A 22,662-nucleotide genomic window follows, 5' to 3' on the forward strand; every position below is an offset into this window, starting at 1 on the left:
ATTTATATGTTTAATATTAAAAGCAAAACTAATCATGAGAAGAGTAGAGATGAGGAACTAGCCGGGAATACTGTATTTTTAAAGTTCTTAAGAAGAATAATGCTAGCAATATGTGCAGGTGTTTTCTTATATAGTGGGTATAGCCTGTATGTTATTGGAAGCGAATATAAGACAGGTACAGAAGAATATAAGGACTTACAAAGATATATTAAAAAGTCTCAAAATGAAAATATATTGGACAACAATGCAAAAATAGGCTTTAACAAGCTTAAAGTAATAAATAGCGATGTTGTGGGGTGGATATGTTTTGACAATATAGCAATTAACTATCCTATTGTGAAAGGCACAAATAATGATTTTTATTTGAAGCATACCTTCAAAAAGGAGGAAAACAAAGCAGGAAGTATTTTTATGGATTATGAAAACAATAGCCAGTTTAAGGATGTACATACCATAATATATGGTCATAATCTGAAGAATTCATCCATGTTTAGTGCTTTAATGAAGTATAAAAATAGAGATTTTTTTGTGTCCAACCCATGCTTTCGAATTTATACTCCTAATGAAACTTTAAAATGTGATATCTTCTCTTGTTATATTACAGAAGGTAGTAGCGATAGCTACGATAGAACTTTTAGTTCGAGAGATAAATATGAAAATTTCTTAAAAGAGTTAAGGAAAAAGTCTCTTTATGATACTGGAGTAGGAGTAACCGCAGATGATACTATATTGAGTTTGTCTACATGCACCAATACAAATAAAGATAGCAGAATAATTGTACATGCTAAGGTTTTGAAAGAGAAGTTCAGTGATTATACCAAATATTAAATTAGTACTTTATTGTCATCAATATAGATTTTAAAGTAAAAAATGGCTAGAAAGCCTGTGATATGGGGGGTAAAAATGGCAAGTATATTTAGAAGAGGTGGAAAGCTAGTGTTAGCAGTTGTATTAGCTAGTACTATGGCATTTTCTACAACGAAAAATGTTTATGCTCAAGAAATAGAACAATCAACATCTTATCGTACAGTTACAGAAGTATTTGACTGGGGACCAGCAACAACTAAGGTAATAGTTGACTTAGGTAAAAAAGTGGACAAAGGTTCAGTGAATACAGATACTTTTAGAGTACATGTGGCTAGAGCTGAAAATAGAACCAATACTACTATATTAGGGGATAAGGAAGGAGATCGTAAGATTACAAAAGTTTATGTCTCTGATAAAGATGGCAATGCAGTAGCCAGTGGAGATTATGTAGTTATAGAGATGGAGGTTGGGCCAGATGTATCTATAGCTTCACCAATTAACTACAGTTTAACTACTAGCTTTAATGGATGGGTTAAATGTGATTATACCATAGCTCAGCAAAAAGATATTTCATCAGAATCAGGAACAATATCAGGATTAGTTATCAACACATATGCTGGAGATATTAAACCAATTGTGGATAATTTTAAGCTTGCACAAGCAACCTATGACAATGTTACCTTGAAGTATTCAAATTATGCACCAACAAAGGATAACGCCAAACATCCTTTAGTTGTATGGCTTCATGGTGCTGGAGAAGGTGGAACAGATGGTTTACTTCCAATTATGGGAAACAAGGCAGATAACTTTGCATCTAAGGAAGTGCAAGCTTATTTTGGAGGAGCTTATGTTTTAGCGCCACAAACTCCAACTTTCTGGATGGATGGTGTTAATGGATTTGGAGATGGAACTTCAAAATATGAAAATGCACTTATGTCTCTCATTAAAGATTATGTTGCAAATAACAGAGATATTGATACAAGCAGAATTTACATCGGAGGAGATTCAAATGGTGGATATATGACAATGCTTATGGCAAGAGATTATACAGATTATTTTGCAGCGGCATTTCCAACATGTGAAGCTTTAAAGGATACCTTAATAAAGGATTCTGATATTGAAAAGATGAAGAATATACCAATATGGTTTACTGCAGCTAAAACTGATACAACAGTACCAGTAAATGATTATGTAGTCCCAACCTATAATCGTTTAGTAAAGGCAGGAGCTAAAAATGTTCATTTATCATTATTTGATAATGTAGTTGATACAACAGGCATATATAAAAAAGCAGATGGATCACCATATGAATATATGGGGCACTGGTCATGGATATATGTTTACAATAATCAATGCATGGATACAATAAACGGAAAAAGGACAACGATAATGGAGTGGTTAGCTGCCCAAGCTAAGGTACAGCCAACAAATTATACTACAGTTACAGAAGTAGAGGATTGGAGACCAGCTATTACTAAAGTAATCGTTAACTTAGGCCAAAAGGTAGATCAAGGGTTGATAGCTACGGACACTTTTAAGGTTCATGTTCTAAGAACTGAGAATAGACCCAATACTCAGATATCAGGAGTTAGTGAGGGAGAGCGTAAGGTTGTAAGAGCATATGTATCTGATAAGGATGGAAATTCAGTACCTAGTGGAAACTATGCGGTTCTTGAGATGGAAATAGGACCTGATATATCATTAGGTTCACCAATAAACTATAGTGTGACCTCTGGATTAAATGGGTGGATAACTTCCAATTACACAATAACTCAACAAAGAGATATTACTACCAATAATCAAATAATAAGGGGGTTAGTTGGAAATGTATTTGCTGGAGGAACCAATGGCCTTCTAGACAAGTTCACAACTTCTCAAGCAACCTATACTAATGTTACTCTTCACTATTCAAGCTTCGCACCATCAAAAGACAATAAAAAGCACCCCTTGATAATATGGTTACATGGTGGCGGAGAGGGTGGAACTGACGGTATTATGCCTATAGCTGGTAATAAAGCAGTGAACTTTGCTTCTAATGATCTTCAAGCTTATTTTAATGGAGCATATGTTTTAGCACCTCAGGCTCCAACTTACTGGATGGATGGTATTAACGGAAAAGCGGATGGAACTTCTAAGTATGAAGCAGCGCTTATGTCATTAATTAAGGAATATGTTGCAAACAATCCAGATATAGATACTAGCAAAATATATATCGGAGGAGACTCCAACGGTGGATACATGACACTACTTATGGCAAGAGATTACACAGATTATTTCGCTGCGGCATTCCCAACCTGTGAGGGGCTTAAAGATACCTTAATATCTGATTCGGATATACAAAAGTTAAAGAATCTACCAATATGGTTTACTGCTGCTAAGACTGATAATGTACTTCCTCCAGCTATTTATGCTGTACCAACTTATGATCGTTTGATAAAGGCCGGAGCAAAAGATATTCATTTTTCTTTCTTTGATAAGGTTTTAGACACTACAGGTTTGTATAAGAAAGTTGATGGAACACCTTACGAGTATAATGGGCACTGGTCTTGGATATATGTATATAATAACCAGTGTATAGATACAATCAGTGGAAAGAGTACAACAATAATGGAATGGTTGGCTTCTAAAGCAATAAGCAAGGCTACACCTATAATTCCAACGAATACAACAAATACAACAACTCAAAGTCCAACAACAAGTGTGCCAACACAGACACCAACAACCAAAACAACTCCGTCTTCAGCATCACAGAGTTCAGCAGCATTAAGCAGTACTGCATCACCACAAACTGGTGATACAGCGCCAATAGTTTTGTTATCAATATTAATGCTAGCTTCATTGGTAGGTGGAGGAGTATTGCTTAGAAAAAAGCAATAAAGCAGAAATAAGAAACAATAGCTAAAAGAAAAATGGGACTTAGTATCAGCTATTAAAAAACTGATACTAAGTCCATATTTAATTGTTTAATAAAGTACATTCTTAGAAAAAGCTGTGGATAGATTATCTTTATAAAACTATGTGAGAAGTTTTAGCACAAATAGTTGCTAATAAGCCGTTTCAATCATAAGTTTTGAAATATAATTGTCAGGATCTTTTTCAGCTATGTCTGAAATTAGATATTCTTCGTAGGAGTATTCACCTAAAGTAATTTTGTTTTCATCAGCATAAGCTAACATTTTAGTATATAGCTTATAGAACTCTTCATACTTTCCTTTAAAATAACCACATAAATATGTACCTTTTCTTCTTACAATAGTTTGGTCGTCTATAGGATAATCTGCTTTAACATATAGATAAGAAAGATTTAAAAAGTTGCTTTTCCTAAGGTTATTTACTGATATTATACTTCCGACATATTCATTAATGGTTATGCCAAGACTTTTACAGAACTTCACGTATTCCTGCATGAAGCTAGCAAAGTCATTGATAGATTCATTTTCTATATTATGAGAAGGGACAATAATCGCTTCTGGAAGTTCCTCTAGGTGTATATCATAATTGCTGTGCATTCCAGCTGTAGTTAACTGCTTTAAGTTCTCAATACTTTTCTGGACCTCCTGAAGCCATTTTATCTTTTCGGATATTTCTAAGGTTTTTTCATCTAATAAATTAAGCAGCATTTCAGGATTACGCTGCTCTAGATAGTTCTTTATATCCATCAAGGACATACCTAGATTTTTTAAGTTTAATATAACGTATAAGGTGAAATATTGGTCGTAAGAGTAGTAGCGATAGCCTTTTTCGTTTATTACTTCTGGTTTAAATAAGCCTATTTCATCATAGTGAAATAAAACATGCTTATCTATATTGCACAGTCTAGCGAACTTTCCTGTAGTAAAATATTTTTTATACATAACTTTTCTCCTATTGACTATAAGGTAACCTTATAGTTTATCATAGTACGTATTGATGGGCTAATCAAGTGTTAGTTTAAGAAGAATACAGATAGGAGAGGTGTTTTACGATGAGGCTGATTCTACAGCATTTAAAAAAATATAAGATATATGTATTCTTAAATATCTTAGCGGTACTAGCTTTTGCAGTGGCGGAAATTGGTATACCTACAATCGTTTCTAGGTTGATAGATAGAGGAATTATACTTAATGATAAGCACTATATATACAAGTTAGGTTTTGTAATCTTTATAGTTGCTATTATTGGAGGAATAGGAAATATACTTTTGGCTTATTGCAGTTCAAAAGTTAGTACTTCTATTACAAGAGATATAAGAAATGATATTTTTAGAAAGGCTCAGGATTTTTCTCATACTGAGTACAACAAATTTGGAGTATCTAGTATGATAACTAGAACTACAAATGATGCTTTTATTTTGATGCAGTTTATTAATGTTCTACTTAGGACAGCACTATTGACTCCAGTGATGATAATAGTCAGCGTGTTCATGGTGATAAGGACGAATATTACTTTGTCCATGGTAATAGGGGCATTCATTCCTATTATATGTTTAGGCGTATTCATTATAGCTAAGTTAAGCGAACCTATTAGTACAGAGCAGCAAAAGGGTATGGATAATATAAATAAAATAATTAGAGAGAACTTAACTGGTGTTAGGGTAATTCGTGCCTTTAGAAAAGATAAATATGAAGCTAAAAGATTTTCCGAGGCCAACGAAGATTACTCACATAATTCTAAGAGGCTCTTTAAGCTTATGGCAGTTCCTCAACCAGCATTTTTCTTTCTTCTAAATGTGGGGCTTGTTATTGTATTTATTCTTTCAAGCAAAATGATAGATAAGGGAGTGCTTCAGGTTGGAAACTTAGTGGCTTTCCAAGAGTATATGTTTCATGCCATGTTCTCTATAATGCTATTTTGCTTGGTATTTGTTATGTATCCTCGAGCTTCTATTAGTGCTAAGCGTATCGAAGAAATATTAAATGAAGAGCCTGCTATTAAAAACCCAGAGAATCCCGTAATAGATGGGGATGGAAGCGGGACTTTGAAGTTTGAAGAGGTTACTTTCAAGTATCCGGATAGTGAAGCTCCTGTGCTTAAAAACATAAGTTTTAAAGCTAAAAAAGGTGATATAGTTGCTTTCATTGGCAGTACAGGTAGTGGAAAGAGTACATTAATTAATCTTATTCCGAGATCATATGATGTTAGCTCTGGAAGTATAAAAATAGATGGAGTAGATGTTAGAAATTATGATTTACGTGCCTTAAGAGAAAAGATTGGGCTTATACCTCAAAAGTCTATGCTTTTTTCAGGAAGTATAAGTGACAATATAAAATATGGAAAGCATAATGCCAGTAAGGTAGAAATAGAAGAAAGTACTAAAATTGCTCAGGCCTATGATTTTATTATAGACAAACCAGATCAATTTGAAGATAGGGTGGAAGAAGGCGGCAGTAATTTATCTGGTGGACAAAAGCAAAGATTAAGCATTTCTAGAGCAGTTATAAGAAAACCAGAGATTTATATATTTGATGACTCTTTTTCTGCATTAGATTTTAAGACTGATGCTAATTTAAGAAAGAGGCTGAAGGTTGAAATAAAGGAAGCAATTACATTGATTGTAGCGCAGAGAGTTTCTTCCATTATGGATGCCACTCGAATTGTAGTATTAAATGAAGGAGAAATAGTTGGGATAGGCACTCATGAGCAATTATTAAAAACTTGTCCTATTTACTATGAGATTGCGGTTAGTCAAATGTCAAAGGAGGAGTTAGCACTATGATAAAGAAAAATGCTAGTATTAAGGGTTTAATGCCATATTTTAAAAAATATAAATTTAAACTAATAATAGCAATATTATTAATTGTTGTAGCTGCTTATCTGGCAGCGCTTAGCCCAACCTTTGAAGGTATGATTACCACACAGTTATTTAGAGATATAACAGCAGGGAAGTCTGTTAATTTTGCGAAGATAACACAAATCATAATAAGCTTGATTTTTATCTATATAGCAGGAAACTTAAGCAGCTATATATATCAGTTTTTCCTTACTGATGCAATTCAAAATGCAATGAAGGATTTGAGAAGAGATGTTCAAGGAAAAATATCAAGACTTCCAGTTTCGTATTTTGATAAGAATTCCTTGGGTGATACTTTAAGCAGAGTTTCTAATGATGTTGATACTATATCAAATGCGCTTCAGCAGAGTTTTGCTCAAGTTTTAAATGCTATATTAGGTTTAGGGTTAGCTCTGTATATGATGTTTAGAATTCATAGTGGCATGGCTATGATTTCCCTGGCAATAATCGTTTTATCAATTGTATTTTCTAGGATGATTACAAAAAAAACTCAGCCTATTTTTGAAAAGCAGCAGAATGCCTTAGGAAGGTTAAATGCCGTTGTTCAAGAAAAGTTTACTGGCTTTAATGAGATTAAATTGTTTGGAAAGCAGGAAGACTCCGTAGAAGAGTTTAGTGATGCAAATGAACAGTTATGTAAAGAAGGTTTTAGAGCTCAGTTTATAAGTGGCTTAATGACTCCGCTGGTAAGCTTTATAACTTATATAGGAATTGGAACAGTGGCTATTTTAGGTTCCTTATATGTAATCTCTGGAGCAATTGCTGTTGGTCAATTGCAAGCTTTTATTCGTTATATATGGCAGGTTAATCAACCTATGTCCCAGATAACTCAGTTGGCTGGAGCTATTCAATCTTCAATAGCAGCAGTTCATAGAGTGTTTGAATTCTTGAATGAAGAGGAAGAGATAGATAAGCTTCAGATAGAACAGAAAAATGAGAGCAACCAAGGCAATGTATGTTTTGAAAATGTGACCTTCTCTTATTCAAAGGACAAAGCTTTGCTTAATAATGTAAGCTTCAATGTGAAAAGTGGACAGATGGTTGCTATAGTTGGACCAACTGGGGTAGGAAAGACCACGCTAATTAATTTGTTGATGAGATTTTATGACATAGATGGTGGTTCCATAAAGATTGATGGCATAGATATAAGAAATATGAACAGAGACACCTTAAGAGAAAAATTTGGGATGGTTCTCCAAGACACTTGGCTATTTAACGGAAGTATAAAAGATAATATTGCATATGGCAAAGAAGGCGCTAGTGAAGATGATATAGTTAGTGCTGCGAAGGTAGCAAATGTTCATCATTTCATAACTACACTACCTGATGGTTATGATATGGTTCTAAACGAAGAAGCAAATAATATTTCTCAAGGAGAGAAACAGCTTATGACAATAGCACGTACTGTGCTTTGTGACCCAACTATTCTAATATTAGATGAGGCTACAAGCTCAGTTGACACAAGGTTGGAGCAAAAACTTCAAACTGCTATGAAAAATATAATGAAGGATAGAACCTCCTTTGTTATAGCCCATAGACTTTCAACAATTAAAAATGCAGACTTAATATTGGTTATGAGCAATGGTGGGATAGTAGAGCAAGGAACCCACGAAGAACTTTTAGAACAAAAAGGCTATTATGAACATCTTTATCATGCTCAATTTGCAGACTTTGATGAAGCTCAGTAATATAAAAAACCATTTTTTTAAAAGGTCTATTGTTTAAATCTAAAGTTATGTCGCTTACCAGAATTTCTTAACATACGTTCAGAAAAGGCAGATGTGAAAGGAAGCTCACTGAAGTAGAACACTTCAGTGACTTTTTTTATAAAAAAGATAAAAAATAGTTGAAATCTCAGTTAATTTTATGTATATTTAAATCAATTGAATCATATATAAAATATATATAGTTCTGAATTTGTAGGGATTGGCTTTATTAGTTATGTAGATATATATATTATTATGATTTGGTTATAACTAATTATTTAGATTTATATATAATTAATCCTATAAGATGCTTTAGAATTATAGCACAGTATTAAAGAAAAAACATACAAGTAAAATATTCTACCATACATAGTAAACGATTTCTGTAGGCTAGATATATTTGTTTTTTTAAGTCTATGATTAAACCTTAACTTGTTAGGAACTTTAAAAAGCTCATATATCTATGACTGGAGCATTGATTTAAGTGATTATATAACCTGTATAGAGCAGTACAAAATGGTGAATCAGTTTATTTTAATAAACTTGATTTGAGATGTTAACTTCATATGGGAAGCATTAAAAGTTTTTGGGCCCAAGATGTAAGAGCTTTATCATTTTTATTTGAAAAAGCAGATGCGTAAAAAATTGCTAAACAAGGCCAATTTAGCACTTTTTTAGTCAATGAAGTTGAATATCTTATATATTATCAAATTTTGGAGGTTATACAATGTCAACAAAAAGAAAGCTAACAATGTTCCTAACATCTCTTTTTATGGCTGCATTTGTTCTGATAAGTTCTTCGGATGTAAGTAAGAAAGCATTAGCTGCAACAGGAGTAGTTTATCCTACAGCACCACCAGCTTATAAGTACAATGATGTATCTGCTATTAACAATCCTTCAGCTTGGAAGACAATGAATGCCCATGATCCTTTTATTTATTATGAAAATGGATGGTATTATTGCTTTTCCACCGATTTCGCAACAGCAACAACGCCACCTCAGGCTGTACAAATAAGAAAGTCTCAGGATATGGTTGATTGGCAATGGGTAGGAACAGCATTTTCTTCAACACCTGCTTCTGCTAAAAGTTGGACAGGTGAGACTTTGGTATGGGCACCAGATATCGAGAAAATAGGTAGTACTTATTATATGTATTATTGCAATTCTGTATTTGGCAAAAATAAGTCATTTATAGGTGTTGCTACTAGCAGTTCTATAACTGGACCATGGACAGATCAAGGTTTAGTTTATAAAACTGATATAGGTGCTGAAGATAACGCTATAGATCCTAATATAGTTACTGATGCTAGTGGTAAGATGTGGATGGTTTATGGTTCTTTCTTTGGAGGAATATATGTATCTCAGATAAATCCATCTACAGGAAAGCTTATGAATTATGGAAAAGGAACTTTAATAGCTAAAAGACCTGCTAGCGTTAATAACGCTGTAGAAGGCGGATATATAACTTATAATGCATCAACAGGTTACTATTATTTATTCTGTTCATATGATTATTTGGGTTCCTCGCCTTACTATACAGTAAGAGTAGCTAGATCTAAGAGCGTAACTGGTCCTTATGTAGATTATAATAATAATAGTATGATAAATACTACCACAACTACTCCTAACGAGGTTGGAACAAAGATACTAGGAAGCTATGCTTTTGGAACTGACAGTGGCTGGCTTGCTCCAGGTCATAATTCTGTATTTAAACAAGGAAATAATTATTATATAGTACATCATGCACGTACTGGTTCTGATGTGAATTGGGCATATTTGCATGTAAGAAAACTAGTTTGGACCGATGATGGCTGGCCAGTAGCTTCACCTGAAAGATATGATAAAGAGTACGAGCAGACTATACCTGCTGCATCAATAGCAGGTACTTACCAAAGCATAGTATTGGATAGAGGTAATTCAGGAAAGATAGGCTCTACAAACACAGTATTGCTTGCTAGCGGGAAAATAGGAAGTGAATCAAGTAACAATCATTGGACACTTACAGGAACTAATACCCTTAAGCTTTATTGGTATGCTCCAGGTGTAGCACCAGGAGATTATTGGGTAGATACCTGCAAGGTATTACCTTCATGGGATTGGGAAAATAACAAGCAAACTCTGGTTTATACAGGCTTAAATCAATCTGGAACTGCAGTTTGGGGAAAGAAAGTTAACTAGAACTTAATTTTAGAAATCTTTTTAATTAGATGTTGTTCAAAGTATGGTGTTTAAATTATTTTAAACATTATTTAGAGTAAAATTCTATTATTAAAGGTCATGCTTAAAGGAATAAACCTTAATCCTTTTATGCATGACCTTTATCATTAATTTTTTCTATATTAATGTAGCTGGAGTTAGGTGTTTATTATGGAGATGATATATGAGATAGCTATTACAATTACATGATTTTCTGCGCAACCTCATTAAAGCGTGGTGTGTCTGAGTAGTTAACTTTAACACAGCGCTTATATACTTATCCTATATTGGCACTGCCTTTTTAGTAGATTATCTGTGCTGCTAGGAGTAAACCAGTTACCAGTGGCAATTATCATAGCCATGAGTTTAAGGGTGTTCTCATAGAAAGTACAATTTTCTATAGGCTTTTCCATAAGCGTGTTCCAAAGATTTATTGTCCAGTCTCCATTACCATCCTCTATGAGAGAGCTTACAAGGAAAGGCGCAATAAAAGCTAAGTTATTAGAATCACCGAAACTACTTCCTGGTGTGCCATTTGCGATATAATAGCCGGATTTTATATTTTTAGCATTTAGATTAGTAGTTTTCTTTATCCATCTATTTAATATAGACATCTGAGGAGGTATATCCACATTGTTAAAAAGAATGTCCATGGAGTAACGCCAAGGCGTTCTGCAACTATTGGTAAAGTAGTCTCCGTCGTGTGGGCTTTCTAAAACCTTAGTTTTAGGAGCAATATATATTCCTTGTGACTTTATAAAAAAGTCAGGCATAAGACCAGTATCTTTACTTTCTCTTTTCATTTGATCATCTATAATTGAATATATCCTTCCTAAAACTCTTTTCCAATTTGCTGAGTTTTTAGTATCTACTTTGCTAAACTCGATTAGGTGGTGCTTCATGAAGTCAGAACTTCTAGTGACATTCTTAAAGGTAGGACTTGGAATACCTTTAACCCAGTCTCCTAAGGTTAGGATATAATCTGTTTTATCAACACAGCTATCCATAAGCGCGTTGATTCTTTTTATAGCTTCTTGTTTGTAGTTTATCTTGTCGGTAACTCCCCATAGCTTGTTAGCTAAAAGGAGACCGTAGCTGATGTCCATATCTCCATCTGTAGCTGAGTCAGTCTTTGGTTCTGCATTAACTATTTTTCCATCAGAGGTTTTAACTTGCTGCCAAGCCATTAAATCTTTGTTATATACGCTGGGATAGTTCTTGATATAGTTGTAAATATTGGTGAAGTGATCTTTAGCCACAGCATCAAATCTACTCATAAGTGGAAATATAACCATAGCATATCCCATGTCTTCAGAAACGGTAACAGCATTGTTCTTGGTAGGTTGATCAAGGGAGTAAAATAAGTATTCCATTTTAGTAGGCACATTCTCCACTGTTCTTAGATATCGCTTTTTCCATAAACTATAAAAGTAAATTAAGGTATCATTGAGTTTTTCTTGAGAGTATAGCTTAATTAAAGCTTTATTATAAATCATCAATAACTCCTTTATAAAATAGGTACATTTACATTATATGAATAAAGTGAAAAAATCGCTAAAGTGATCTTTAGTAATTTTCTTGTGTATCTGCCTTTTCTGAACCTATGTGAAGAAGTTCTGATAAACTGCATAAAAATTTGCACTAATATTTATTATTATAGATTTCAATATGAGGTAATACATCTATAGATTATCAATTAAATAAAAATTGCTTGAATATAAATTGAATTTGATAATTGATATATAAGGTAGAAGCTGAGTTATGATTTTAGGGATAATATTAATTTGGTTATAGTAATTAATTTTTTGTGAATTTATAAGACAATATACGCGTGAATGTAAGAAAAATACATAAATTCTAGTTATTTTTTTAACTATAAAAAATAATTTTGATAAAAATAAATGAAATATGTTGTCATTAACTATTCAAAAGTTAAAACTTACAAGTAATATTTCACAAAAATAGATTTTTGAAAAATAATTATTAATTTATTATGTTTTCTTTGCTAACTTATGAAAAAATTAATAACTTATCAATAAAATATATGTATTTACAAATTATTTAGTAAGTAATATAATAATTAATAATAATCTGTGATATGAAATATTTGCTAAATTTTATTTTATAAAGAAAAAAGATTATTCCATATTTTCTTTTCAATGAAAGTTAGTAGTGTTTTTCTTTCACTTATTAATAAAGAATATAAAAATTCCGTTTTCTACAATAGCCTTTAAAAACATAGATATAAGGCTTTATTCAGTTAAGAGGGATCATAACGAACTATTTAAAAGTAGTATTCTTGAACTTCTCAGACGTATTCATAATCCTTGAATAGTTATTGATCTCAGATACAGTCTTTAATAATTAATCCGATTAAAACAAACTCTACTGCATAACTTATAGTATAAATTTGATATATGACAGCGCTTCCATAATAAGCTATTTATTATTAGTTCGAGGATGAATTAATATCTTAAATAGCTAATATTATGCATTTTATACAAAAAAAGTGACGAGTTTTGAAGTTTTATACAATTTAATTGGATTTTTAACAAATTCTATTTTGTACATGCTATATTTTATCTAACAGCCAGTTACAATTAAATTTGTTAGCTAAACATACACATATTTTTTAACATAGTGGCAGTTTAATATTAATTGTTGTTAAAAAGTGTTAAACTTAAAGTTTTAATCTAATTATGTTATATATTTTTAAATTATTTCATAATCAAAGCTTTTGTTGCATAGTTTTTAATACTATTTTACTAAAGCTATAGAATATAACCTTTAAAATTTTATATAACATAATATATTTAAGCCTTTGAGGTTAGCAAAACATAAAAGTCATAGCCTAAATAAATTTGGGCAAATTTTAAAGTTTAGGGGGGGTACGATGAGACAGTACATTGTAAGAAGACTACTACAAATGATACCTACAATAGTTGGTGTATCGATAATTATTTTCTTTATCTTTGCTCTAGCTCCAGGTGATCCTATTTCAGCTAATATGGATCCTCATATAAGCATGGAAAGAAAAGCAGAACTAAGAGCTATGTATCACTTAGATCAATCAAAACCTACTCAATATTACTATTGGGTAAAGGAACTAGTAACTAAGGGAAGCCTTGGTGAAAGTATGTATTACAAAATGCCAGTATCAAAGGTAATGCAAGCATTTATACCTAACTCATTCTACTTGGCATTGGCTTCACTTGTTTTAGGAGTTTTAATAGCAGTTCCAATTGGAGTTGTTTCGGCTACTAAACAGTATTCAATATTCGATAAGGCTTTTACTATTTTCGCACTCATAGGAATTTCTATTCCTTCGTTCTTCTTTGGTTTACTACTTATAAAATGGTTTGGGGTTGATTTGAAATTGTTACCATTTTCAGGTAAGTCAACACCAGGTGCAAATTATACTGGCTTCAAAGCATTCATTGATGTTGTAAAGCACATGGCTTTACCACTTACTGTTTTAACATTAAGTTCAGTAGCAGGCTGGATGAGATATACTCGTTCAAGTATGCTTGAAGTTATAAGACAAGACTTTATTAGAACTGCAAGAGCTAAAGGTTTAAAGGAAAAGGTTGTTATCTATAAGCATGCTTTAAGAAATGCACTTATTCCGGTTATTACACTTTTAGGATTCTCAATCCCAGGATTATTTTCTGGAGCAACTTTGACAGAATATATCTTTAACTGGCCAGGTATAGGACCAGTTCAGCTTGCAGCAGTTAATACAAGAGATTACTACCTTCTAATGGGTACAAACTTAATGCTTGCTATATTAACTCTACTTGGTAATCTACTTGCAGATATAGCATATGCTTTAGTTGATCCAAGAATAAGATTGAAGTAGGAGGTGGAATAGATGCTTAAAAAGGAAGCTAAAGTAAAAGATACAGCAAATAAAAAAGAAAAAATCGAAAGCCCTTGGAGTTTAGCTTGGAAAAATCTAAGGAAAAATAAACTCGCAATGGTTGGTTTATATATATTAATAGCTTTGATTATTTTCTCCGTTATAGGTCCATGGATAGATGAACTTATAAGAGGAGGAGACAAAGTAGCTTTATGGGAAAAGTCAGACCTTCTTAACGTTCAGGCAGATCCTTCAATGCAACATCCTTTAGGAACAGATACACTTGGAAGAGACGTTTTAGCAAGACTTATGTATGGTGGAAGAATATCTCTAGCAGTTGGTATAGTTGCAGTTACAATTGAAGTTATGATAGGTGCTTCACTTGGTATAATAGCTGGTTACTATGGTGGAATAGTCGACACAATAATAATGAGAATTGTAGATATATTAATGTGTTTCCCATTCTTACCTCTTCTAATACTACTTGGAGCAGTAATGATGGATATGGGAATAGATCCTAAGTACAAGATATACGTCGTTATGCTAGTAATAGGTGTATTGAGTTGGCCAAGTCTTGCCCGTCTTGTAAGAGGACAAATATTGTCTCTGAGAGAACAAGAATTTATGCAAGCTGCCGAAGCTTTAGGATTAAGAGATAGAAGAAAGATGTTTGTACACTTACTTCCAAACACACTAGCTTCTATAATTGTTACAGCAACACTAGGAATTGGTAGTGCTATATTAACAGAGTCTGCACTAAGCTTTTTAGGTCTTGGAGTAACACCACCAACACCTACATGGGGAAATATGATACAAGCAGCACAAGATTCTTATGCACTTCAATATCAACCATGGCTTTGGATGCCACCTGGAATAGCAATATTCTTAACAGTTATGGCGATTAACTTATTAGGTGACGGTCTAAGAGATGCTTTAGATCCTAAGCTTAAGGTGTAGGAGGACAGGAAGATGGCTAAAAATTTAGTTGAATTTAAAAATTTAAAAACTTATTTCTACACTGGTGGTGGTATAGTTAAGGCTGTTAATGATGTTAGCTTTAACATAAGAGAAGGGCAAACTGTATGCGTAGTTGGTGAATCTGGTTGTGGTAAGTCTGTTACTGCCATGTCACTTATGAAGCTTATACCAAACCCTCCAGGAAAAATAGTTGGTGGAGAAATATTATTTAATGGTAAGGATATATTAAAGTTCTCTGATGAAGAGCTAAGACATATGAGAGGAAATGAGGTTTCTGTAATATTCCAGGAACCTATGACATCTCTTAATCCAGTTTTTAAGATTGGTGATCAGTTATGTGAGGCGATAATACTTCACCAGAAACTATCAAAACAAGAGGCTGCAGAAAAAGCTATAGAAGTTCTAAAGATAACTGGAATTCCTAGAGCAGAAGAAATAATGAAATCATATCCTCATGAATTATCTGGTGGTATGAGACAAAGAGTTATGATAGCTATGGCTGTAAGTTGTAATCCTAAGCTTCTTATAGCTGACGAACCTACTACAGCACTTGATGTTACAATACAAGCACAGATTCTTGATCTTATGAGAGATATAAAGAAAAAATTGAATACATCAATAATGCTTATAACTCATGACCTTGGTGTAGTTGCTGAAATGGCAGACTATGTTGTAGTTATGTATGCTGGGAAGGTTATAGAAGAAGCTCCGGTAGAAGAGTTATTTAAGAATCCACTTCACCCATATACTCAAGGATTACTTAAGTCTAAACCAATTTTAACTGAAGAAACTGGAGACAGACTTTACTCAATACCAGGACAGGTTCCTAACCCTATCGGAATGCCTGACAACTGCTATTTTAGTTCAAGATGTGATAGATGTATGAATAAATGTAAGGATGCTCAACCAACGTTGATAAATGTAAATCCTACACATAAGGTTTCATGCTGGCTTTACGAGGAGGGAAAATAATATGGAAGATAATACAATATTAAAAGTAGAAAATCTTAAGAAGTATTTCCCTATTAAAGCTGGAGTATTTCAAAAAACAGTTGGTAATGTAAAAGCTGTTGATGATGTTTCTTTTGAACTTAAAAAGGGAGAAACTTTAGGACTAGTTGGTGAGTCAGGTTGTGGTAAATCAACTACTGGTAGAACTATATTAAGACTTTTGGAGAGATCTGAAGGTAAAGTAATATTTGAAGGTCAAGATATATTTGAATTAAGCAAAAAGGAATTAAGATCTATAAGACCAAAGATGCAGATGATATTCCAAGATCCTTATAGTTCTCTTAATCCAAGACTATCTGTAGGAGAATTAGTTGGTGAATCTTTATTAGATCATGGTATAGCTAAAAAGGAAGAGATTGCAGATTTAGTTGCTGAGACTCTTGAAAGAAGTGGTCTTGCAGCATACCATATGAAGAGATATCCACATGAATTCTCTGGTGGACAAAGACAAAGAATAGGTATAGCTAGAGCACTTATATTAAATCCAAGTTTTATCGTTGCAGATGAACCAGTTTCTGCACTTGACGTTTCTATACAGTCACAGATAATAAATCTTATGACAGATTTACAACAAGAGAGAGGCTTCTCTTATTTGTTTATATCTCATGATTTAAGTGTAGTTAAGCATATATCACATAGAGTTGGAGTTATGTATCTAGGAAGCATGGTGGAATTAGCTCCTAAGAAGGAACTATATGATAATCCATTACATCCGTATACAAAGGCTCTTTTATCAGCAGTTCCTGTTCCAGATCCAACTTTAAAGAGAGATAGAATATTATTAAAAGGTGATATTCCATCTCCAGCAAACCCACCATCAGGATGTAAGTTCCATACAAGATGTCCATACGCTATGGAAAAGTGTTCGAAACAAGCTCCAATATATAAAAATGTTGGAAATGAACACTGGGTTGCATGTCACTTAGTAGATTAGAAGTTACTAAAAGTCTAGGCGAAAGCTTAGACTTTTACTGTTTAAAGAATACACTAGCTAAAAATGTTATAGAAAAGATTTCTTGTACTACTTTATTGTGGTATAATACAAAATGATAAATTAATAAGAGGTGAAGTTATTGTTCAAGTTTGGAAAAAGAGAAGAACAAGAGTTAAGTGAAGAAGAGAAATTCTTAAAAGAGATGAAAGAGCAAGAAAAACCTACTTTTAAAGATCTTCTAGCAATAATTATTGCCCAATACATAATAATATTACCAATGCTAATAATAGCAATAATTTTATTTACCCTTATAATGTTATTTATTACGAGAGTTTGGCTTAGATAAGCCTTACAATAATATTTCACAATTTGCTTATAATATATAAATATATAATATACTATTAGTCTTAAAATTTTGGAGGTAGTAATATGAAAAAGGGATTAACTTTAGATTTATCAAAGGTTGCACCTTACCTAAATGAGCACGAAGTTGGCTATATGGAAGATATGGTTGTTTCAGCTCATAACAAGTTACACAACAAAACTGGAGCAGGTTCAGATTTCTTAGGATGGGTTGATCTTCCTGTAAACTATGATAAAGACGAATTTGCAAGAATAAAGAAGGCAGCTGAAAAGATTCAATCAGATTCAGATGCACTTATAGTTATAGGTATTGGTGGTTCTTACCTTGGAGCAAGAGCTGCTATAGAAATGTTAACTAACAATTTCTATAATGCATTGCCAAAGGGTAAGAGAAAGACTCCAGCTATATTTTATGTAGGAAATAATATAAGTTCAACATATATGGCAGATTTACTTGAAGCTATTGAAGGCTTAGATATAAGCGTAAATGTTATATCAAAATCAGGTACTACTACAGAGCCTGCAATTGCATTCAGAATCTTCAAGGATTACATGGAAAAGAAGTATGGCAAAGATGAAGCAAAGAACAGAATATTTGCAACTACTGACAAGAGCAGAGGTGCATTAAAGTCATTAGCTGATGCTGAAGGCTACCAAACATTTGTTATTCCAGACGATGTTGGTGGTAGATTCTCAGTATTAACAGCAGTTGGTCTTCTTCCAATAGCAGCAGCTGGTATTAGTATAGATGAAATGATGCAAGGAGCAGCTGATGCAAGAGAAACTTACGCTAAGGCTTCACTAGCAGAAAATGATGCTTATAAGTATGCAGCTGTAAGAAATGCTCTTTACAATAAAGGAAAGACTACAGAAATACTAGTAAACTATGAGCCTTCAGTTCATTATTTTAATGAATGGTGGAAGCAATTATATGGGGAATCAGAAGGAAAAGATAACAAGGGAATATTCCCAGCAGCAGTTGATTTCTCTACTGATCTTCACTCAATGGGGCAATATATCCAAGATGGAAGAAGAAACATATTTGAAACAGTTATAAGCATAGAAAAAGCTAAAAAAGAAATAACGATAGAAGCAACTGAAGACAATTTAGATGGATTAAACTTCGTGGCAGGAAAGACTATGGATTTTGTTAATAAGAAAGCTTTCCAAGGAACTGTTTTAGCGCACAATGATGGTGGAGTTCCAAATGTTGTTGTCAATGTTCCAGAAGTTACACCATACTACTTTGGACAAATGGTATACTTCTTTGAAAAGGCTTGCGCAATAAGTGGATACTTATTAGGAATAAATCCATTTGATCAACCAGGAGTTGAAGCATATAAGAAAAATATGTTTGCTTTACTTGGTAAACCTGGATTTGAAAGCTTAAAGGAAGAACTAGAAGGTAGATTATAATATTTACTTAAATAAAAACTCAGCATGATTATGCTGGGTTTTTTACTATCTAATAATCCAACATGAAGTCTTTAGAAGAGTTTCTTAGGATATATAGGAAAAAAGAAATCGTATCTGGCTAACAGGTTTTGTTTTTATATATTTTAAGAGCTAGACAAATATAACTTCTTATAGGTTTATAAATTTATATTTATAAGAATAAAAAAACATAACAATATAACAATATAAAAAGATAAGAATATAAGAATTTATAGGAATAATGCGGGTTTCATCGTTGTTTTATAATAAAATCTTATAACTTTCAGTTATAGGTATGTTAAAGTACTGTGTTGCAATTAATTAATCAGCCAATGCTTACAGAAAACAATAATTTCAACAAAGTTTTTGAATATATGCTAAGAGGCATACTTATATTGATATTAAGGAGGATTTCTATGAAGATAATAGTTGATGGTGATGGATGTCCAGGAAAAGCTTATATAGAAAAAGCAGCAAAAGAACATGATATAGAGGTCGTTATATATTGTGATATGCATCATTATATAACTTCGGATTATAGTAAGGTTGTAATAGTGGAGAGTGGTTTTCAAAGTGTTGATATGTACATAATAAACAACGCTGTGAAAGGCGATATAATTATAACTCAAGACTATGGAGTTGCAGCAATGGTACTAGGTAGAGGCTGCTACGCACTTAATCCAAAGGGAAGCGTTTATGATGATAAAAATATAGATAGATTGCTCTTTGAAAGACATATATCTCAAAAAGTAAGAAGAAGTGGTGGAAGAACTGGTACCCACAAAAAAAGAACAGAAGAGGACGATTTAAAACTATATAACTCATTAAAAAGGTTAATAGGAAAAGGCTTGGAAAGATTTGAATAAATCTTACAAGCCTTTTTCTATTATAAACTAAAATTTCAGAATCTTTAACTTGTTATTTTATACCATATGTCTTATCATAAAAAGTAAGAGTTTTTTTTATGTAACAAAGATTACTTCAATAATTTTTAGTCTCCTGGAGTATATTTTTTAGGAGTATTAATGTCAGAGTGGGAATTTGGTTTTAGACTGTTTAAATTAGAATCAGAATCGATTATACCTAGTCCTATACCATTGGCACTATTAATAATACTGCCATAAGTATTGTTAAAGGTATTGTTTGAGTCTGGATCTATTTCTTTTTTTATAGAATCCTTCATAATTTTTTGTTCCCCTTTCGTCAGTGGAGATATAATCTAGATAAAGCTATTATGTACTCTTATATGAAAAATATATACTAAGTTATAAAGTTCTTAAGCTTTGTCTAAGAAATATAAATAAAGGGAGATACAATATTAAGTTTTAATTATTTTCATAATTATGAAAAGGATAAATTTTATCGAATATTTTACATTTAATGGAAAGTATAATATAATTATCTATATTAGGGTAGATTAATAAATAGTTTCTATAGGGATTCTTTATGAAAACTTAATTTATGCTTGTTTGAAAGTATTGGGTTTTATGACATGGATAAATTAATAGTTGAGTTAGAAACTTTATAACAATATTTTTATACCAAAGTGTGAAAATAATGAACAAGAGGTGCTGAGAGTATATGGAAGAGTTAGTTCTATTGTTTGACAAGAATAGTCCTCAAGAGAAAGAAACTGAAATAAACATAAGGGTAGGAAATTATTCTGGAAATGATTGTAGTTTTAAATTTTTGGTAGGTATAGATGGAATATGGGAGGACATAAAGGATTTTTCCAAAGAAAGTAGTTGTACATGGAAGCCAGAGAAAGATGGAAAGTACTTTATAATGGTTCAAGTAAAGAGGGATAACTCAAATAAACCTTATGATTTTATCATAAGAGGAGATTATTTCATTGGTGAAAAAGAAGAAAACTTGATTAAAGATGTGTATATAGAAAACCAAGAAATTGAAATAGGGAAGAAGATAACCATTCAAGTTGAAACTAGTAGGATACCATCTATGTATAAGTACTGGATTAGTGGTAAAGATGGTTGGGAGCTTATAAAAGACTATTCTACGGAAAATGTATTATCCTTTACAGCTACTGAGGTAGGTAAACACGATATATTAGTAGAGTGTAAGACACCGGAATCTAAAGATAATTTCGATGATTTTAAGACAATAACCTTTACGGTGAAGGATATAGAGAGACCAGAAATAATAGACTTTAAGTGCTTGACTAAGGATTTACTTGTAGATGAGGAACTTATATTTCAAGTATATACAAGGCAGGATGATACTAGAACTACTTTATATAAATTTTTGAAGATAAATCCTGATGGTAAAACTATTTGCATACAAGATTATTCCTCTAGAAGAATGGTTGGGTTTAATGAAAAAGAACCTGGAAGTTACAAAATACTGTGTTTAGCCAGAGATATGTATTCAGAAAGAGAATATGATGATAGAGCAATAATGGTTTATGAGGTTAAGCCTTACTATCCTATTAATATAAAGACTTTTACCACAGATCTTAATTCACCTCAGGCAGAGGGAACGAAAATACTTTTAAGAGGAGTTGTAGAAGGTGGTAAGGAACTTTTATATAGATTTAAGATAGATGGAAACTATGGTGAGGATTCTGGATATATAAGGACAAGCAGTTTTCTATGGGAACCAAAATATGAGGGGCAATACTCAATCACTATGTTTGTAAGAGATGAATCCTTTCAAGGTGAATATGAGGAGAAGAAAAGCATAGAATTCCTTATAGAGAAAAAAAGACAAAAGGCTGTAAAAATAACAGATGTACTGTTAGGTAAAAATAGTCATTATTTAATAAATGATCCTATAAACATAAAAGTTATAGCAGAAGGCGGAATAGATCTGAAATATAGCTTTGTAGTATATAAGGATAAGAAGGAAAAAGAAAGAGTAAGCTATGGTAATGTAAATTGGGTTAACTTTATACCAGAAACTCCAGGAGAATATGAAGTTGAGTTAAAGGTTAAGGATAAGTACTCTGAAAAAGACTATGATAGTCACCAGTTTGTTTATTTCAACGTTAAGGAATATATCGAAGGTACAATAGACTATGTATTGCTACCATCAAAAGAATACTACTTAGTAGAAGATGAGGTAGAGCTTGAAGTTATTAGTCAGAATACAAAGGATGTACTTATAAAATATGTGATACTCATAGATGGTCATATTGTTGAAGAAACGGATTATATAGGCAGTAAGAAGTTTACCTTCAAGCCTAAAAGGGCAGGAAAATATGTTGTTGAAATGTATTCTAAAAACAAAAAATGCAAAGAAGGTTTCGATTGCAAAAAATCTATTAGTATTTTTGTAAATGAAGCACCTCCGGTTACTGGAACAAAGATATTGTGCAATAAAACTTCCTTTAAGATCAGTGATGATATAACCTTCAATGTGGAAAGCTGTGGTGGCAAGGAAGTGTGCTACGAGTTCTATATAATGGAAAAGGGAAACTGGATGCTTGTTCAAAAATACTCAAGAAAAAGCTATTATACATTAATGCCTTTTGTACAAGGAACTTATAGAATGCTTGTACTGGCAAAAAGCTATTATAGAAAATGTGCTTATGAAGATTATGATATATTTGAATTTAAAGTAGAATAATAATTTTAGAAAGCTTCT

Annotated in this window: 16 protein-coding genes; 13 read left to right on the forward strand and 3 right to left on the reverse strand. The window is 32.4% G+C overall.

Going from position 1 to position 22,662, the window contains the following annotated elements; all coding sequences use genetic code 11:
- Positions 1-6 precede the first annotated feature (6 nt).
- Together srtB and GXK57_RS22035 are read left to right on the forward strand one after the other, a co-directional pair.
- Positions 7-828 carry a class B sortase gene (gene srtB / locus GXK57_RS22030; RefSeq protein ID WP_160680172.1) on the forward strand — a complete coding sequence of 274 codons (822 nt, stop codon included), beginning with the start codon at positions 7-9 and terminating at the stop codon, positions 826-828.
- 75 nt (positions 829-903) lie between these two features.
- Complete coding sequence (locus GXK57_RS22035) at positions 904-3,684, forward strand: prolyl oligopeptidase family serine peptidase (protein WP_160680173.1); 2,781 nt, start codon at positions 904-906, stop codon at positions 3,682-3,684.
- A 167-nt stretch (positions 3,685-3,851) separates the two neighbouring features.
- On the opposite strand, the gene GXK57_RS22040 is transcribed toward GXK57_RS22035, so the two are convergent.
- Positions 3,852-4,661 (reverse strand): MerR family transcriptional regulator, encoded by an 810-nt coding sequence (locus GXK57_RS22040; protein ID WP_160680174.1) that lies wholly within the window; start codon positions 4,659-4,661, stop codon positions 3,852-3,854.
- 110 nt (positions 4,662-4,771) lie between these two features.
- Here GXK57_RS22040 and GXK57_RS22045 point away from each other — a divergent pair, with 110 nt between their 5' ends.
- From GXK57_RS22045 to GXK57_RS22055, 3 genes are all read left to right on the forward strand, one after another.
- Complete coding sequence (locus tag GXK57_RS22045; protein WP_160680175.1) at positions 4,772-6,502, forward strand: ABC transporter ATP-binding protein; 1,731 nt, start codon at positions 4,772-4,774, stop codon at positions 6,500-6,502.
- Complete coding sequence (locus GXK57_RS22050) at positions 6,499-8,265, forward strand: ABC transporter ATP-binding protein (RefSeq protein WP_160680176.1); 1,767 nt, start codon at positions 6,499-6,501, stop codon at positions 8,263-8,265. Before GXK57_RS22045 ends, GXK57_RS22050 begins: the two co-directional genes overlap by 4 nt.
- 745 nt (positions 8,266-9,010) lie before the next feature.
- Positions 9,011-10,462: an arabinan endo-1,5-alpha-L-arabinosidase gene (locus tag GXK57_RS22055; protein ID WP_160680177.1), complete on the forward strand. Its 1,452-nt coding sequence runs from the start codon at positions 9,011-9,013 to the stop codon at positions 10,460-10,462.
- Between the two features lie 287 nt (positions 10,463-10,749).
- Here GXK57_RS22055 and GXK57_RS22060 read toward each other — a convergent pair whose 3' ends face one another.
- Complete coding sequence (locus GXK57_RS22060; RefSeq protein ID WP_160680178.1) at positions 10,750-11,976, reverse strand: glycosyl hydrolase family 8; 1,227 nt, start codon at positions 11,974-11,976, stop codon at positions 10,750-10,752.
- A gap of 1,397 nt (positions 11,977-13,373) precedes the next feature.
- Between GXK57_RS22060 and GXK57_RS22065 the strand changes: the two genes are divergently transcribed.
- The 7 genes from GXK57_RS22065 to GXK57_RS22095 all read left to right on the forward strand — a co-directional run bounded on the left by GXK57_RS22065 (position 13,374) and on the right by GXK57_RS22095 (position 19,925).
- The gene (locus GXK57_RS22065) at positions 13,374-14,339 is read left to right on the forward strand and encodes an ABC transporter permease (protein WP_160680179.1); all 966 of its coding nucleotides are present in this window, start codon (positions 13,374-13,376) and stop codon (positions 14,337-14,339) included.
- Between the two features lie 12 nt (positions 14,340-14,351).
- On the forward strand, positions 14,352-15,296 hold the full coding sequence (gene opp4C / locus GXK57_RS22070; protein ID WP_160680180.1) for an oligopeptide ABC transporter permease: 945 nt from the start codon (positions 14,352-14,354) through the stop codon (positions 15,294-15,296).
- Positions 15,297-15,308: 12 nt separating this feature from the next.
- Positions 15,309-16,289: an ABC transporter ATP-binding protein gene (locus tag GXK57_RS22075; protein WP_160680181.1), complete on the forward strand. Its 981-nt coding sequence runs from the start codon at positions 15,309-15,311 to the stop codon at positions 16,287-16,289.
- A gap of 1 nt (position 16,290) precedes the next feature.
- Positions 16,291-17,262 (forward strand): dipeptide ABC transporter ATP-binding protein, encoded by a 972-nt coding sequence (locus GXK57_RS22080; protein WP_160680182.1) that lies wholly within the window; start codon positions 16,291-16,293, stop codon positions 17,260-17,262.
- Positions 17,263-17,401: 139 nt separating this feature from the next.
- Positions 17,402-17,608 carry a hypothetical protein gene (locus GXK57_RS22085; RefSeq protein ID WP_128211937.1) on the forward strand — a complete coding sequence of 69 codons (207 nt, stop codon included), beginning with the start codon at positions 17,402-17,404 and terminating at the stop codon, positions 17,606-17,608.
- A gap of 83 nt (positions 17,609-17,691) precedes the next feature.
- Positions 17,692-19,041, forward strand: coding sequence for a glucose-6-phosphate isomerase (locus tag GXK57_RS22090; RefSeq protein ID WP_160680183.1), 1,350 nt, complete (start codon positions 17,692-17,694; stop codon positions 19,039-19,041).
- A gap of 434 nt (positions 19,042-19,475) precedes the next feature.
- On the forward strand, positions 19,476-19,925 hold the full coding sequence (locus tag GXK57_RS22095) for a YaiI/YqxD family protein (protein WP_160680184.1): 450 nt from the start codon (positions 19,476-19,478) through the stop codon (positions 19,923-19,925).
- 125 nt (positions 19,926-20,050) lie between these two features.
- Here GXK57_RS22095 and GXK57_RS22100 read toward each other — a convergent pair whose 3' ends face one another.
- Positions 20,051-20,242: a hypothetical protein gene (locus GXK57_RS22100; protein WP_160680185.1), complete on the reverse strand. Its 192-nt coding sequence runs from the start codon at positions 20,240-20,242 to the stop codon at positions 20,051-20,053.
- A 398-nt stretch (positions 20,243-20,640) separates the two neighbouring features.
- Between GXK57_RS22100 and GXK57_RS22105 the strand changes: the two genes are divergently transcribed.
- Positions 20,641-22,644, forward strand: coding sequence for a triple tyrosine motif-containing protein (locus GXK57_RS22105; RefSeq protein WP_160680186.1), 2,004 nt, complete (start codon positions 20,641-20,643; stop codon positions 22,642-22,644).
- Positions 22,645-22,662: the final 18 nt, after the last annotated feature.

Origin of the sequence: Clostridium sp. C8-1-8, from assembly GCF_009928445.1 — a bacterium.
Taxonomy (GTDB): Bacteria; Bacillota; Clostridia; order Clostridiales; family Clostridiaceae; genus Clostridium_AR.

What these genes read in the sequence shown, in the direction of transcription:
- srtB (WP_160680172.1), top strand. Translation starts at nt 7, where the DNA reads ATGTTTAATATTAAAAGCAAAACTAATCATGAGAAGAGTAGAGATGAG.
- GXK57_RS22035 (WP_160680173.1), top strand. Translation starts at nt 904, where the DNA reads ATGGCAAGTATATTTAGAAGAGGTGGAAAGCTAGTGTTAGCAGTTGTA.
- GXK57_RS22040 (WP_160680174.1), bottom strand. Translation starts at nt 4,661, where the DNA reads ATGTATAAAAAATATTTTACTACAGGAAAGTTCGCTAGACTGTGCAAT.
- GXK57_RS22045 (WP_160680175.1), top strand. Translation starts at nt 4,772, where the DNA reads ATGAGGCTGATTCTACAGCATTTAAAAAAATATAAGATATATGTATTC.
- GXK57_RS22050 (WP_160680176.1), top strand. Translation starts at nt 6,499, where the DNA reads ATGATAAAGAAAAATGCTAGTATTAAGGGTTTAATGCCATATTTTAAA.
- GXK57_RS22055 (WP_160680177.1), top strand. Translation starts at nt 9,011, where the DNA reads ATGTCAACAAAAAGAAAGCTAACAATGTTCCTAACATCTCTTTTTATG.
- GXK57_RS22060 (WP_160680178.1), bottom strand. Translation starts at nt 11,976, where the DNA reads ATGATTTATAATAAAGCTTTAATTAAGCTATACTCTCAAGAAAAACTC.
- GXK57_RS22065 (WP_160680179.1), top strand. Translation starts at nt 13,374, where the DNA reads ATGAGACAGTACATTGTAAGAAGACTACTACAAATGATACCTACAATA.
- opp4C (WP_160680180.1), top strand. Translation starts at nt 14,352, where the DNA reads ATGCTTAAAAAGGAAGCTAAAGTAAAAGATACAGCAAATAAAAAAGAA.
- GXK57_RS22075 (WP_160680181.1), top strand. Translation starts at nt 15,309, where the DNA reads ATGGCTAAAAATTTAGTTGAATTTAAAAATTTAAAAACTTATTTCTAC.
- GXK57_RS22080 (WP_160680182.1), top strand. Translation starts at nt 16,291, where the DNA reads ATGGAAGATAATACAATATTAAAAGTAGAAAATCTTAAGAAGTATTTC.
- GXK57_RS22090 (WP_160680183.1), top strand. Translation starts at nt 17,692, where the DNA reads ATGAAAAAGGGATTAACTTTAGATTTATCAAAGGTTGCACCTTACCTA.
- GXK57_RS22095 (WP_160680184.1), top strand. Translation starts at nt 19,476, where the DNA reads ATGAAGATAATAGTTGATGGTGATGGATGTCCAGGAAAAGCTTATATA.
- GXK57_RS22100 (WP_160680185.1), bottom strand. Translation starts at nt 20,242, where the DNA reads ATGAAGGATTCTATAAAAAAAGAAATAGATCCAGACTCAAACAATACC.
- GXK57_RS22105 (WP_160680186.1), top strand. Translation starts at nt 20,641, where the DNA reads ATGGAAGAGTTAGTTCTATTGTTTGACAAGAATAGTCCTCAAGAGAAA.